The sequence below is a fragment of the Nostoc sp. DSM 114159 genome, from assembly GCF_053470285.1.
The window spans coordinates 7,689,369-7,705,267 of the sequence record NZ_JBPFEH010000001.1; the positions used below are offsets into that span (position 1 = coordinate 7,689,369).

The 15,899-nt window shown below is 40.7% G+C and carries 11 protein-coding genes and 1 tRNA gene; 10 read left to right on the top strand and 2 right to left on the bottom strand.

All coding sequences use genetic code 11. The features are described from left to right. Window positions 1–142: 142 nt before the first annotated feature. Window positions 143–1,312, bottom strand: a complete 1,170-nt coding sequence (locus ACR5KR_RS32340; RefSeq protein WP_445629257.1) for an RpoD/SigA family RNA polymerase sigma factor — start codon at window positions 1,310–1,312, stop codon at window positions 143–145. Between the two features lie 808 nt (window positions 1,313–2,120). Between ACR5KR_RS32340 and ACR5KR_RS32345 the strand changes: the two genes are divergently transcribed. The 3 genes from ACR5KR_RS32345 (at window position 2,121) to ACR5KR_RS32355 (ending at window position 8,010) form a co-directional block, all read left to right on the top strand. Further along, entirely contained in the window at window positions 2,121–2,549 is a 429-nt protein-coding gene (locus ACR5KR_RS32345; RefSeq protein ID WP_448269375.1) for a primosomal protein N' family DNA-binding protein, read from the top strand. A 107-nt stretch (window positions 2,550–2,656) separates the two neighbouring features. Beyond that, the gene (gene priA / locus ACR5KR_RS32350; protein WP_448269376.1) at window positions 2,657–4,834 is read left to right on the top strand and encodes a primosomal protein N'; all 2,178 of its coding nucleotides are present in this window, start codon (window positions 2,657–2,659) and stop codon (window positions 4,832–4,834) included. Window positions 4,835–5,811: 977 nt separating this feature from the next. Beyond that, window positions 5,812–8,010 (top strand): Ig-like domain-containing protein, encoded by a 2,199-nt coding sequence (locus tag ACR5KR_RS32355; protein WP_448269378.1) that lies wholly within the window; start codon window positions 5,812–5,814, stop codon window positions 8,008–8,010. A 359-nt stretch (window positions 8,011–8,369) separates the two neighbouring features. On the opposite strand, the gene ACR5KR_RS32360 is transcribed toward ACR5KR_RS32355, so the two are convergent. Next, window positions 8,370–8,441 (bottom strand) — tRNA-Thr (locus ACR5KR_RS32360). Window positions 8,442–8,813: 372 nt separating this feature from the next. On the opposite strand from ACR5KR_RS32360, the gene argF reads away from it, so the two are divergent. The 7 genes from argF (at window position 8,814) to ACR5KR_RS32395 (ending at window position 15,851) form a co-directional block, all read left to right on the top strand. Beyond that, window positions 8,814–9,734 (top strand): ornithine carbamoyltransferase, encoded by a 921-nt coding sequence (gene argF, locus ACR5KR_RS32365; protein ID WP_448269380.1) that lies wholly within the window; start codon window positions 8,814–8,816, stop codon window positions 9,732–9,734. 209 nt (window positions 9,735–9,943) lie between these two features. After that, window positions 9,944–10,549, top strand: coding sequence for a transcriptional repressor LexA (lexA, locus tag ACR5KR_RS32370; protein ID WP_445629262.1), 606 nt, complete (start codon window positions 9,944–9,946; stop codon window positions 10,547–10,549). Between the two features lie 85 nt (window positions 10,550–10,634). Then, complete coding sequence (locus ACR5KR_RS32375) at window positions 10,635–12,113, top strand: DNA phosphorothioation system restriction enzyme (RefSeq protein WP_448269382.1); 1,479 nt, start codon at window positions 10,635–10,637, stop codon at window positions 12,111–12,113. 327 nt (window positions 12,114–12,440) lie between these two features. After that, entirely contained in the window at window positions 12,441–12,614 is a 174-nt protein-coding gene (locus ACR5KR_RS32380; protein ID WP_167306198.1) for a hypothetical protein, read from the top strand. Next, entirely contained in the window at window positions 12,611–14,683 is a 2,073-nt protein-coding gene (locus ACR5KR_RS32385; RefSeq protein WP_448269385.1) for an AAA family ATPase, read from the top strand. The genes ACR5KR_RS32380 and ACR5KR_RS32385 overlap by 4 nt, the downstream gene beginning before the upstream one ends. Window positions 14,684–14,694: 11 nt before the next feature. Continuing rightward, a complete protein-coding gene (locus ACR5KR_RS32390; RefSeq protein WP_448269387.1) occupies window positions 14,695–15,264 on the top strand; it encodes a Uma2 family endonuclease in 570 nt (189 codons plus the stop codon). Window positions 15,265–15,299: 35 nt separating this feature from the next. Next, window positions 15,300–15,851, top strand: a complete 552-nt coding sequence (locus tag ACR5KR_RS32395; protein ID WP_445629293.1) for a Uma2 family endonuclease — start codon at window positions 15,300–15,302, stop codon at window positions 15,849–15,851. Window positions 15,852–15,899 lie beyond the last annotated feature (48 nt).

The following is a 15,899-nucleotide window of genomic DNA, read 5'->3' on the forward strand; positions in this document are numbered from 1 at the left end:
TAGTCTATAGTCTATAGGCAACTGGGGAATTTTTTTTGAGTATTAACTAAATAAGAGCCGAAAAACGCTATAAAACGCCCGATTTTTGCGAATTGCAAAGCTAATTAAGTTCCAGATTGCATCTCTATCTTGAGCAATGAAATTAAATCAACCAACCTTTTAAGCGTTTAGCTATGTGAGGACGGCGCAATTTCCGCATGGCTTTGCTTTGAATTTGACGCACTCGCTCGCGAGAAAGATTGAACATATTGCCAACTTCTTCTAAAGTACATGGTTCGCTGGTTGTCAAACCATAACGCAGAGAAATCACATCTTTCTCTCGTGGAGTTAACACATCACCCAAAACATCCCAAATCTCCTGACGCATCATGTTTTCATTCATTTTTGCTTCAGGAGACAAGTTATCTTCATCTTCTAACAAATCCATCAATTCCGTGTCTTCTTCTTTACCGACGCGGTGGTTGAGAGAAAGTGCTTGTCGTCGTAGCTGTTGTAGCTGACGTAGTTGTTGCACGCTAATCTCCAAATATTCTGCCATTTCACCTTCGGTAGGATTACGACAGAGTTTTTGTTTGAGTTCTCGTTGAGCTTTTTTTAGCTTGTTAAGCTTTTCAACAATATGAATCGGTAGCCGAATTGTCCGCGCATCGTTAGCTATTGCTCTGGTAATTGCTTGTCTAATCCACCAATAGGCGTAAGTAGAAAACTTATATCCTTTATCGGGATCGAATTTTTCTGTAGCGCGATTTAAACCCATTGCTCCTTCTTGAATTAAATCTAGAAAAGGCACTCCCCGATTTAAATATCGCTTGGCGATAGACACTACCAATCTCAAGTTCGAGCGAATCATTTTGCGTTTGGCGACTCTCCCTTGATACAAGCGATTTTCTAGTTGCTTTTCTGTCATCCCTAACTCGGAAGCCACTTCTAATTTGCTAGCTTCATGTTCCAGTTTTAACTCTAAAGCCGCTTGTATTTCTCTAAATTCCTCTATAAACCTGACTCGCCGCGCTAACTCGACTTCTTCATCAGCTTTTAAGAGTGGATAACGCGCCATTTCTTTAAAAAATGCGCCAACAGCATCATCATGTTCGGTTTTGTTGTATCCTGAAGGACGAGCCGCCGCCATGTCATCTCCATCGCGTTCGTCCGATTCCAGATTTTCTACTACAATTGGAGATTCTTCTGCCACTGCATTTAAACTATCGAGTGATGGTTCTTCGATATCAGCAGCATTCTCCAGTATTTCCATTTTTCCCAATTCAACAATATTCATATTTTCCTTTAGGGATTGTTGCTTTGTTTGGTACATAATTCATTTACACCTACTCGTTTGAGGCTTGGTAGTTTTCCCTAATGGACGATGCACCCGTAAAAAATAGCGAAATATAGGCTGATGCGAATTTGTCTACAGAAATAAAAATAGGCATCTACCTAGTATCTTATAGGTTACAGTTAGATACAACCTATAACGAAACTGACCTTAGCACCCAATAAAGCTTTTTTTTAGATTCCCAACAGATATATTCTTCATTTTTTTCTGAATTATCAAATATGTCAAACCCCCTCAAACTTTCTCAACCTTAACAAATATAAAAATTCCAGCTAATCATCCAAATTCCTTAAACTTTCATATATTTTTCTAAATATTTATAATATTTTCGGCGCTGGAGTCCACTGCTGTATAAAAGGAAGACCTATTAATGGCTTTGCGCATTCTTGATTTAATTTGCAGTTACCTACACGATCGAAATTACAAGATTAAGAGCTTAATTTTGATCCGATATTACTTTGTATAAAAGCATCTCATATACAGAAAGGGTTGAATATCTACCGATAGGCGGAAAAAGGCTACTCCATATTTAGTAGATAGAGTAACTGTTGCAGCAATAGCCGACATGCTTTTATTTGTATAGTGGGCACCAAATATTTATTGCATATATAGTTGATACGAATTTGTCTAGTAGATTACATAAGAGGCAAATTATCAAGTATTATGAAGGATAACAGTATTGAGAAATACCATTTAAATTTAAGAAAGCGAAAAACTAAAGTTTAGTTAGCTAGGTTGATTTTGACCAGCTATGTGAAGAAAATATTTAATTATAAAATCAGCAACTATGTATATTAATGACATAAATTTATCTCCTTTAGTGGTGAGTGAACCAAGTGAATCATATAAGCCAGGTGAAACTGTTAATCGGTGGGTTGAAGTATTGGTAAACTGTCCAGGAAGTACAGGACTATTTACTTATCGATTGCCAGCCCAGTTAGAAATAAAACCAGGGGATATTTTGAGCGTGCCATTTGGGGCGCAACAATTAGGAGCGATCGCGATTCGATTACTGGCACAACCCAATATCGATTTACCACTAGAAAAAATCCGGGAAGTAGAAGATATAGTCAGCGTTGGATTTTTCCCAAGTGCTTACTGGGAATTACTCAACCGAGTTGCTGCATATTACTATACGCCCCTGATTCAAGTAATCCGGGTTGCTCTGCCGCCAGGATTACTGGGGCGATATCGCAGCGTCGTATCCGCCTTGTAAGAGGCAGAGGGGCAGGGGGGCAGGGGGCAGGGGTCAGGGAGCAGGGAGCAGGGAGCAGGGGGCAGGGGGTAGGGGGGAGTAGTTATTTACTGGCATCTGCCGATGCTTTGGCTTTTTTGACTCCAACTGCGCGGCAAGTTTGGGAACTTTTGCAAGGGCAGCCGACGGGGGACTACAGTTTTATTTACCTGCAACAAAAAGTCAAATCTGCTTATCGGGGAATTCGGGAATTATTGCGATTTGGTTTAGTAGAAAGCTACTTAGAACCACCACGACTAACTCGACCCAAGTTGCAAAAAGCAGTTACGCTTACAGGTACAATTGACCAAGAGTTAACTACTCGCCAACGAGAGATTTTAGAAGTGCTGCGACGGCGTGGTGGTGAGTTATGGTTAAATGAGTTCTTACAGATTTGTAAAACAACTACTCCTACCCTGAAAGGGCTAGAAGAAAAAGGTTACATCGTCATCGAAGAACGGGAAGTATTGCGAACCGAACAAGGCCCAACTTTAGTAGGCGATGGTGCTAAATCTTTAACTACTGCTCAAGCTAGCGCCTTAGCGACAATCCAGACATTAAATGGATTTGCTCAAGTTTTATTGCATGGGGTGACAGGTTCGGGAAAAACCGAAGTATATTTGCAAGCGATCGCACCTCTCCTCAATCAAGGTAAATCTGCCCTGGTTTTAGTCCCAGAAATTGGACTTACACCCCAGCTAACCGATCGTTTTCGCGCTCGTTTTGGTAATAAAGTCAGCGTTTATCACAGCGCCCTTTCAGATGGTGAGCGTTACGACACTTGGCGACAAATGCTCGCAGGAGAACCCCAAGTTATCATTGGTACTCGTAGCGCTGTTTTCGCCCCTTTGCCCAACTTGGGTTTAATTATTTTAGATGAAGAACACGATAGCAGCTTTAAACAAGATTCCCCCATACCCACCTACCACGCCCGCACCGTTGCCCAGTGGCGAGCCGAATTAGAAAATTGCCCCTTGGTGTTGGGTTCCGCTACGCCTTCGTTGGAAACTTGGGTAAGCGTGAGCAGACAGGGGAGCAGAGGAGCAGGGGAGCAGAGGAGCAGGGGAGCAGGGGAAGAATTCCTAACTCCTCACTCCTCACTCCTGACTCCTGACTCCTCACTCCCAACTCCTAACTCCTCACTCAGCACTCAGCACTCAGCACTCAGCACTCATTTCAGCACTCATTACTTAAGTTTGCCTGAGCGCATCAACTCCCGCCCTTTACCGCCGGTGGAAATTGTCGATATGCGGCTAGAGTTGCAGCAGGGAAATCGTTCTATATTTAGTAGATCGCTGCAAGCAGCTTTAGAAGAGTTGCAAGAAAGAAAACAACAGGGAATTTTATTTATCCATCGCCGGGGACACAGTACTTTTGTCTCTTGCCGCAGTTGTGGATATGTGTTGGAATGTCCGCACTGTGATGTGTCGCTGGCGTATCACCACACCGAAGAAAAAGCGCCGGAATTATTGCGGTGTCATTATTGTAACTATGCGCGATCGCACCCCAAATTTTGCCCTGATTGTAGTTCCCCTTATCTGAAATTTTTCGGTAGCGGTACTCAACGAGTAACGCAGGAACTAGCAAGGCAGTTCCCAGAGTTGCGCTTGATTCGTTTTGATAGCGATACCACCCGTAATAAAGGCTCCCATCGTACTTTACTGACTCGGTTTGCCAACGGCGAAGCAGATTTATTAGTCGGTACGCAAATGCTTACTAAAGGTTTGGATTTACCACAGGTGACACTTGTGGGTGTTGTCGCCGCCGATGGATTACTAAATTTATCAGATTATCGCGCCAGCGAACGAGCGTTTCAAACCTTGACTCAAGTCGCTGGACGTGCTGGTAGAGGTGAAGATCCCGGTAGAGTGATTGTGCAGACTTATACTACAGAGCATCAGGTAATTGCAGCAGTGCGATCGCACGATTATCAATCTTTCTCTCAAGCTGAATTGGAACAACGCCAAGCACTTAATTATCCTCCATACGGGCGGTTAATTTTGTTGCGTTTAAGTAGTCTCGACCCGATTCAAGTGCAAAATACAGCGCAAGTTATTGCTACAGCTTTGAGTACAGAAGAAGAATTCGAGATATTGGGCCCTGCACCAGCGAGTATTTTACGAGTAGCTAATCGTTATCGCTGGCAGATATTAATTAAATTTGCCCCCGATGCCTTACCGCGATTACCAGATTGGGAAGAAGTGCGATCGCTTTGTCTTTCATCTGTAAGTTTAACTATTGATGTAGACCCGTTAAATATTATGTGATCGTTATACGTAGGCGTAGCCCGTCGTAGACATCGTAAATTACTAGCCCACCCAGTTGCGCACTGATAAATAAAGCTGATTTGCTTAGTAATTGAGTTAATCTCTGCATAATCCACCTTCAGATAGATGAGTGAATTAGAATATCATCTTATTACAAAGGTAAGTATACATATTGAAAATTTTTTTCTGATTTACTGTCAAAGTTATATCATGTTCGGCTAATTACTTAATAATCAAATATCTCCATGTTCATATTGGGTTTCACTATTGTTAAACACAACATAAATATGGATAAAATCTTGGGTTTTGTTTTTCAAAGGCCACTTGCTTGATTGTCGGAAAACCCCAGATTTCGCGGTAGCATCTTTAAGAGTTGCTGTGCTGGCGTACCCTTACAGAGAAGCAAGCTACGCCTAGCGTCTCCTTTTGGGAGAAAAGAAGACTTTACGCTGCACTATCGCCCTTGCTGGCTCCCCAAACTATAGATATTAAAAACATTAACTAGCCTGATATTAGTTTTGTATTAACAGCACAGATAGAAATGAACTCTGCCAGCAGCAATTCATATCGTATCTGGTTAAAGACTTATCATTAAGACGGCAGGGGTAGGGGGAAAAAGGGTTTGCTGATTTTTGCATAAATGCGGGAATTGTAACTAATTAGGCGGACATGATATCAAGGTTGGTTTACGGTAATAATTTTGAAGATTTATTGCTTTTTACGTAATCATACTTTGCCAAGTTGAGGCATTAGAAAGTTCCCTTATAATTCTCTGAAAAACAAGTTAAGTGTTGATGTATAAAAAGTATTTATTAAATACTTTTTATACATTCGGGAGAAATGAGTTCCCTAAGACTTGCGGTCATTACGTTCGTTTATAGCTAGTGAAGGATTGCCAAGAATAATCATTGCAGATACTTGGCCAATATTAATGGACTACTCACCTATCAACTACGAACACAACGGCAAGGCATACTATGATTTACAAGATCAAACCCAAAATATTGGTATTAGCAATTGTTCAAGGGATTGCTTTTCAACCAAATAATGCTCCTGTACCATCTGGGTATATTAAAGATATCGGTCAAGCCTACAATGATACTAGAGGTTTTGGTTGGGTGCGTGAAGATAGCTTAGGCAATAGTACACCCACTCCCCTTGATATCCAACTCAATACACGCGATCGCAACCAAAGTAGCATCGATCGGCGGCTAAATAGACTGATTCATCTGCAATATCCTCCTAACAGTTCGGGGCCAGGAGTCACAATACCTGCTGCTTGGGAATATGCCCTATCTAATGGTTCGTACAATGTGACTGTTAGCGTCGGTGATGCTATTAATAGTGTAAATAGTAAGCACCAAATCAATATAGAAGGGACGGCTGCTATTTCTGGCTTTGTACCAACGGCAACCAAAAAGTTTGCCGCAATTACCCGGATAGTTAATGTTGCCGATGGTAAGCTGACAATTGATGCTAAAGGTGGTAGGAATACCAAGCTCAATTATATTGCGATCGCACCAGGTAATCGTCCCTCGATCAGAACGACCAATCCCAATGATGGTCAAACAAACGTGTCGCCAGATATCTCGATTACAGCAGACCTAAATCTCCCTAACAGTGGGATTGCGGTTAATACTATTTCCGCCTCAACCATCAAGCTGATCGATAGCACTACTAATACACAAGTCAATGCCAATTACAACACTTCCGGTGGTGGAGATGTGATTGTGGTGTCTCCGATAAATCGTCTCAAGAACAATACCAAATATTTGTTACAAATCAGTGACGGGGTTAAAGATAGCAATGGTGCTGCATTCTTACCCTATAGCATCAGTTTCACAACAGGCTCCTTTGTGAAACCAGTAAGCAAGATTACTTTCGAGCAAATCTCACTAGCGAATGTACCTATCAAGCCTTACACCACAGTATTGATTGGGCCTGACAATAAACTCTATGCTGCTACCTTATTAGGTGAGATTTTGCGTTTCCCGATCAATGCTGATGGTACTGTGGGTACGCCACAAACGATTTCCTCATTGCAGACTGCAAATGGTGGTAATCGAACGATCGTTGGGATGCACTTCGATCCCTCATCAACAAATGCCAGCAACCTAATTCTCTGGGTAACAAATAACTACTACTGGAATGCAACTGTTGATGCGCCAGAGTGGAGTGGTAAAATTACTCGTTTAAGCGGCACCAATCTAGAGACAGTAAAAGACTATGTAGTTGATTTACCGCGATCGAGCCGGGATCATCTAACCAATAGCATTGAATTTAAGCCCAATGAGCCAAATGCGCTCTATGTGTTGCAGGGTAGTAATAGTAGTACTGGCGCACCAAACACTGCCTGGAGTAATCGTCCTGAGCAGTTGTTAACTGCTGCTGTATTACGAGTAGACCTGTCCAAAATTACCTCACCTCCTTTAAGCGTTAAGACGGAGGATGGAGGTACTTATAACCCTTTTAAACCGGGAGCGCCTGTAACTATCTTTGCTAGTGGTATACGTAATGCCTACGATCTGGTTTGGCATAGCAATGGTCAGTTGTATGTGCCAACGAATGGTTCGGCGGCTGGTGGCAATACGCCAAATACACCTATCCCCCTACCTCTTGCCTGCCACAACCGGATTGATAAGGCTACTAATGGGGCATATACTAGTCCATCTGTGCCTGCTCTTAACAGTCTAGGCACACAGCGAGACTTTTTGTTTCGGGTTGTTAAAAATGGTTATTACGGTCATCCCAATCCGAAGCGTTGTGAGTGGGTGTTGAATGGAGGAAATCCCACAGCTGGTACAGATCCAGTTCAGATCGATGAATATCCCGTTGGTACTCTACCTGACCGGAATTGGAAGGGTATTGCCTTCGATTTCGGAGAGCATATTTCACCTAATGGTATTATTGAATATCGTAGTCATGTTTTAGGTGGTCAGCTGCAAGGCAAACTGCTGGTGACACGCTTCAGTTCAGGGAAAGACATCATTGTGCTAACCCCAGGTGGCGCAAACTTGGATATTGTAAGTTCCCAAACGGGTATTACTGGTTTCACTGGTTTTAATCCAAGTCCATTGGATTTGATTGAGAATCCCACGAATGGAAATCTTTACGTGGCGCAACTCAGTCAAGAGACGGGCATGGGTAAAATTACACTTCTGCGTCCACTTAATTAATATCAGTATCGAGCGATCGCAATCAATTCATGCTTGTACCTAAGAAGGGTTTTTACTCAAACGCAAGCATTGATTTTTGCATTTACTCTCCAACAAGCATTTATCTCATCAGTTAATTTTTCTACTTTTATAGTTCACTCCCAATTACGGTTGCATTCTAACGCAACCGTAAATTTTTTATGTGCATTTATCCAAATCACCGATTACGCAGCCTCCATAATTTTATAAGCCGCCACTTGGGTTATTATGTTAATACTTATATTCCAAACAATTCGGCCACACTAATTTTCTGCGAAATTTTCGCAGAATTCAATTGAGCCAAAAAACAGCCCCAAAACATTAATTTGCGAATTTACAAAAGCCAGCAGCGGGATTTGAACTCGCGACCTTCCGATTACAAGTCGGATGCACTACCACTGTGCTATGCTGGCAAGTCTGACGTAGGCGTAGCCCACCGTAGGTATCGCTCTTACATTAGCAACCACGATTTATTATTGTACCATAATCCATTTATTTGTCTAGTTGTAAATTCTAAAAAATATCTGCTTCATCCTAAATTAGGCTAAAAGACCAGAAATTTTAGCAATATCGATGCTTTTGTCGGTTGAAATGGTTGTTCTGGCGTTGCCATTCTGAATCACCGATCGAGTTGATAAATTAATATTTATAGCAAATTTATAGCGAAAGCTAACTCAAATCCTGGGCTGAACCCAAAAATACCCGATCGGTTCTAAAACTGTATTTTCTTGGCACGGCTGAATAAAGGAACAGAAATATATAATTATTTTTTACAGATTACAAGCATGGCAGCATTGCTCGGACGAGATTTATTAAGTCTAGCGGACATCAGTTCCACGGAACTTCAAGAACTCCTGCAATTGGCAACTCAACTTAAATCACACCAGTTGAAGTTACAGTGTAATAAAGTTTTGGGGTTGTTGTTCTCCAAAGCTTCAACTCGCACGCGCGTAAGTTTTACTGTGGCGATGTACCAACTTGGTGGACAGGTAATCGATCTCAATCCTAATGTCACTCAAGTTAGTCGCGGGGAACCTTTACAGGATACAGCGCGGGTGTTAGATCGATATCTGGATATTTTGGCAATTCGTACTTTTGCGCAGCAAGATTTAGAAACTTTTGCTCACTATGCCAAGATTCCGGTGATTAATGCGCTTACTGATACAGAACATCCTTGTCAGGTATTAGCGGATTTATTGACGATTCAGGAAACCTTTAACACCCTTGCTGGGTTAACTTTAACCTACGTGGGCGATGGGAATAATATGGCTAATTCTCTGATGTTGGGCTGTGCTTTGGTGGGGATGAATGTCAGAATTGCCACTCCTAGCGGATATGAGCCAGATTCTCAGATTGTAGAACAAGCAAGAGCGATCGCTAATAACAAAACGGAAGTCCTGGTCACTCACGATCCAGAATTAGCAGCTAAGGGTTCTGCTGTACTTTACACTGATGTTTGGGCGAGTATGGGGCAAGAATCTGAAGCCGATAACCGGATGCCAATTTTCCAGCCTTACCAAATTTCGGAGCAACTATTAAGCCTTGCTGCTCCAGAGGCAATTGTTTTACACTGCTTACCAGCCCATCGTGGTGAAGAAATTACCGGATCTGTTATTGAAGGTTCTCAATCACGAGTTTGGGAACAAGCAGAAAATCGCCTGCACGCTCAAAAAGCTTTGCTTGCTAGTATTTTAGGAGCAGAGTAAAGAATAGGGCACAGGGTATAGGGTATAGTTTTCTTGCTTATAACCTGTACCCTCTAACCTGTAACCTGTAATATTATTATTTGTCAAAAGGCAAAAGAGAAAAAAATAATATTGCTTTTGCCTTTGATATTTTTACTTTTCTCTTGTTATGGGGAGTTTTTTGTAGTACTAATGTTCTAGAGACATTTATAATTACTTCCCGCAAATTTATGGAACGTCTAACAGAAGCTCAACAAGAACTTTACGAATGGTTAGCAGAATACATCAAAACGCACCAGCATTCGCCTTCAATTAGGCAAATGATGCAAGCGATGAACTTGAAGTCACCAGCACCAATTCAAAGTCGTTTAGAACATTTACGCACTAAAGGATATATTGAATGGACTGAAGGACAAGCGCGAACGATTCGGATTTTGCATCCTGTGAAGCAAGGTGTACCAATTTTGGGCACGATCGCTGCTGGTGGTTTAATAGAACCGTTTACTGATGCTGTAGATCATCTAGACTTTTCTAATATCTCATTACCTCCCCAAACCTATGCTTTGCGGGTAGCTGGCGATAGCATGATTGAAGATTTAATTGCTGATGGCGATGTGGTATTTCTGCGTCCAGTAGCAGAACCAAATCATTTAAAAAATGGCACCATCGTCGCCGCCAGAGTTGATGGCTTCGGTACAACTTTAAAGCGTTTTTATCGCCAAGGCGATCGCGTTACCCTAAAACCAGCAAATTCTAAGTACAATCCTATTGAAGTCATGGCTCAACAAGTGCAGGTACAAGGTTCTCTCATCGGTGTTTGGCGAGGTTACAACTGAGTAATAGGGAATGGGGAATAGGGAATAGGGAATGGGAAAGATAAGTACCAATGACCAATGACCAATGACCAATGACTAAATGAATATGTACCTGACGAAAAATTCAGTGCAGCAACTGCCCACTTTCCGGTTGAAATTACCGTTTGCAAGGGAAATTTTGGGCAGTTATTACACTCAGCAACCATTACCAGGATGCCCAAGAATGCCTGTGTCTCTGCAATTGCGCCAATATCAGCGAGAAGCGATCGCTAGCTGGTTTACTAACAATGGCAGAGGGACGCTGAAAATGGCTACTGGTAGTGGTAAAACGATTACCGCATTAGCGATCGCTTGTGAATTATATCAACAGATTAATTTACAAGTTTTATTGGTGGTGTGTCCCTATCGCCATCTCGTCACCCAATGGGCGCGAGAGTGTGAAAAATTTAATTTGCAACCCATTTTAGCTTTTGAGAATTTACGCACTTGGCAAAGTCAACTTTCTACCCAAATTTATAATCTGCGTTCTGGTTCTCAACGGTTTGTCACCGTAATTACTACGAACTCTACTTTAATTGGAGATGGTTTTCAGTCTCAACTCAAATATTTTCCCGCCAAAACTTTAATTATTGGGGATGAGGCGCATAATTTAGGCGCACCCAAATTAGAAGAAAGTTTGCCGCGTAGTGTTGGGTTGAGACTGGCTTTATCCGCCACACCGGAAAGATATTTTGATGATTTTGGTACGCAATCTTTATTTGATTATTTTGGCCCAGTTCTCCAGCCAGAGTTTACTTTGAAGGATGCGATCGCTCAAGGTGCTTTGGTACATTATTTGTATTATCCGGTGCTAGTAGAGTTAACTGAAGCAGAAAGTATTGCTTATTTAAAGCTAACTAAAAGAATTGGGCGATCGCTTCTTTATCGAGATAAAGAAAATGGCGAAGCGGGATTTGAAGATAATGAAGATTTAAAGCCGTTGTTGATGCAAAGAGCAAGATTAATTGGGGCAGCGGAAAATAAATTAAATGCTTTGCGGGATTTAATGATTACTCGCCGCGAAACTAGCCACACACTTTTTTATTGTAGTGATGGTTCCCAAGAGGCGGGACAACGTTCATCTCTACGCCAACTCAAAGCTGTTGCTAAAATTCTGGGAGTGGATTTAGGGTACAAAGTAAGCACCTATACGGCTCAAACAACTTTACAAGAAAGGGAAATATTACGTCATCAATTTGAAAGCGGAGAGTTACAAGGTTTGGTGGCAATTCGTTGTTTAGATGAAGGTGTCGATATTCCAGCAATTCAAACTGCGGTGATTTTATCAAGTTCTGGTAATCCCCGCCAATTTATTCAGCGACGGGGGCGAGTTTTACGTCCTCATCCAGGTAAAGAACGCACCACTATATTTGACATGATTGTTTTACCACCAGATTTAGATAGAGAAACTATAGAAGTTGAGCGCAATCTTTTAAAAAAGGAATTACGGCGCTTTGTGGAGTTTGCCGACTTAGCTGATAATGCTGGAGAAGCAAGAATGAAGTTACTTGATTTACAAAAGCGATATGGTTTATTAGATATTTGATGATGAATTATATAGTTGTATTTTTTTGTAAAAATTTTTAATTTTTGAGAAAACAAGCATTAAGTATGAAATAATAAAATTATGAATTAGATCATAATTGAGTGTAAATAGCTTTAAAAATTTTACTTACATTCCATTATGGTCTAGATTATTAATATTAATAATAACAGAATAGTATTCAATAATAAAGTCTTTTATCAAATAAAATTATAAATTTGAAAAAATAGTTTTGGCCAAATTAGAGATAACGCTAACAGTGGCTTTACGGAGGTAAAGACAGTACTAGAGAAAGTTAAAATATAGAAAATCTATATTTCCAAACCGAAGATGTCACAAGATGCGAATATCGATGATGTGCAAGAGCCAATAAACAGCGCTCCACCGGAGGTACGGCGAATTATTGAGCGGGTATGGAAGCTGGAAAAAGGCAGACTAGATAAGAAGATTAACAGCCATATAAATGATAATATTTTGGACATTATTAAGGAAGAGGTGCGATGAAGCTGACTTCAATCAAGCTCTGCAACTTTCGCTCCTTTTATGGTACGACACCAGAGATGCTTCTAGCTGGTGGAGATGTTCAAAACACAACGATTATTCATGGGAATAATGGCTCTGGAAAAACCAGTTTACTAAATGCCTTTACTTGGGTATTATATGAAAAATTTAGTGCAGCGTTTGCATCAATAGAACAGTTAGTAAATAAGCGTGCGATCGCAGAAACTCAAAAAGGCCAAGCTGTAGAATGTTGGGTAGAGATTGGCTGGGAACACGAAGGTAAACGCTATCGAGTGAAACGCGCTTGTCGGGGTTACAAAAACGAAGGTGATTTTGACGCTGGGAAAACTCAATTAACCATGTGGGTTGGTGCAGATGATGGCAAATGGAATATACCAATTCAGCAACCAGACGATATAATTAATCAAATTTTACCCGCTAGTTTACATCAATATTTTTTCTTTGACGGCGAACGAATTGAAGAAATTGTTCGTTCTGATAAAAAAGCTGAAATTGCTGAAGCTACAAAAATCTTTTTGGGTGTGGAAGTAATTAACCGTTCTATCAGACATTTGGGAGATGCTAAAAAAACTCTAGAAAATGAGTTAAAAGCTATTGGTGATTCCCAAACTAAACAGCTATTACGACAGCAAGAAAAGATAGAACGCGAACGCGAACGCATTAGCAAACGCCAAACGGAAATTAAAGAAGAGTTAGAATATCAACAAACCTTTAAAAAAGAGACAAGTAACCGTTTGCGAGAACTGAGCGCTGCTAAGGAATTGCAAGAAAGATGGCAGAATTTAGAATCGCAGAAAGCGACAAATCAAGAAGAATATAAAAAAACTAAAGAAGCACTGAAAAAAGTTATCTCTGCGCGGGGTTATACAGTTTTACTGTCAGAAACTACAGCACAGTTTCGAGGAATTATCAATGATTTGAAGCAGCGCGGCGAGTTAACATCAGGAATTTCGCGGGAATTTGTCAGTGATTTACTCAATTCTCAGCGCTGTATTTGTGGCGCAGAGTTACACGCGGGTAATCATTCTCATACTAATGTGAGTACTTGGTTAAATAAAGCAGGTTCCTCGGCGGTGGAAGAAACTGCAATTCGGATGAGCGCTCAAGTAGATGAAATTGATAAGCAAGCAATAGGTTTTTGGGAAGAAGTTGATAGAGAACAAACTAGAATTAATCAATTAAGGCAAAGTATATCTCAAATTGAAGGCGATTTAGACAATATTCAAGAACGATTGCGAAAAGATGCTAATGAAGAAATTAGCAGTTTGCAAAAAAGATTAGATGAAATTGAAAGTAAAATTGATGAATTAAATCGAGAACAGGGTGCAAATCAGCAGCAAATTGCTCAACTTACAACTGAAATTGAAGGTTTAAACAAACAAATTGCCAAGCAAAAGCTGAATGAAGACAAGCAAACTTTAGCACAGCGACGAATTAACGCCGCTCAAGATGCAATTGAACGGTTAACGGAAGTTAGAAATCGTCAAGAACAACAATTTCGCCTGCAACTAGAAAAGCGAGTACAAGAAATATTTACGGAGATTTCTGTGACTCCCTACATTCCTAAAATTAGCGATAAATATGAACTTACATTAGTAGAAAATACTACAGGTGTAGAAGCACCAGTTGCAGCTTCTACTGGGGAAAATCAGATTCTCAGTTTATCTTTTATTGCCAGCATTATTGACAAAGTAAGGGAATGGAGTGAGAAACGAAAAATGATGATGATTCCCGATAGTAGCACTTTCCCAATTGTGATGGATTCACCCTTCGGTAGTTTGGATGAGAATTCGCGGCGACACATTGCCAAGACAATTCCCCAATTAGCGAATCAGTTGATAGTTTTAGTAACTAAAACTCAGTGGCGGGGTGAAGTTGAAGCAGAAATGACAAACAGAATTGGTAGAGAATATGTGCTGACGTATTATTCTTCTAAGCCGGATTGCGAACAAGATTATATTGAATTGGGTGGGGAAAGATATCCTTTGGTGAAACAAAGTCCGAATGAGTTTGAGTATACTGAAATTATCGCGGTTGAACGTAATCTTTAAAGGATAAAGTTATGGTTGCGAGTCCAGACAGAAATTATATGTCTCCCCAAGAATATCTGGAATGGGAAGAACGCCAAGAAATTAAATATGAATATATTGATGGTGAAGTTTTCGCCATGACTGGGGGTACTCTTCCCCATACAACTATTGCTTTAAACCTAGCTTCAGCGTTAAAAATTCATCTAAGGGGGAGTGGGTGTCTTCCCTTTATGGCGGATGCGAAAGTAGGTGTATCTGAGAAAGGGCCTTTTCATTATCCCGATGTTGTGGTGAGTTGCGATGAACGGGATAAACAAGCTATTCAATTTCTCCAATATCCTTGTTTAATTGTTGAAGTTCTTTCCCCAAGTACGGAAGCTTACGATAGAGGTACAAAATTTACGCGGTATCGTCGCATTCAGACTTTGCAAGAATACGTCCTCATCGATGCTGAAAAAATTGGTTTAGATTGCTTCCGGTTAAATGATAGAGGACTCTGGGAATTACATCCTTATGAAGCTGGGGATGAGGTTCATTTAACCAGTGTTGATTTTCACTTTCCGATATCCTTGGTGTATGAGGATGTTCAGTTTCCTATTTAAATTAGGATTATCCTCTATTCATGATTAGGGGTTTTATGAGTATTAAAACTGAAGCAACTATTGAAGATTTGTACCAATTACCAGACAATTGTAAGGCAGAAATTGTCAATGGAAAATTGGCGCTGATGTCTCCAACTGGATTTTTACCAGGACGTGCAGGTGGTGAAATTTATGCAAGTTTACGGGATTATGAACGTTTAACAAAAAGTGGTTACGCTTTGCCAGATAATGTCGGTTTTATTGTCAATCTCCCTAATCGTCGTTCTTTAAGTCCTGATGCGGCATTTTATACTGGCAAACCTACAGGCGGGAAGTTCCTTAATGGTGCGCCTGTGTTTGCTGCTGAGGTGAGAAGTGAAAATGATTATGGTGATAAGGCTGAGAAAGATATGGAAAGTAAACGCCGTGATTATTTTGCAGCTGGTACTTTGGTAGTTTGGGATGTGGATGTACTCAAAGAGGAAGTTATCAAAGTATATCGCGCTAGTAATCCTGAAGAACCCCAAATTTATCGCCGTGGTGAGGTAGCCGAAGCTGAACCCGCAGTGCCAGGATGGACTATGTTAGTGGATAATTTGTTTGTTTAATGTTTATTTAGCGATCGCCTACATACTATCATCAAATTATACCTTGCC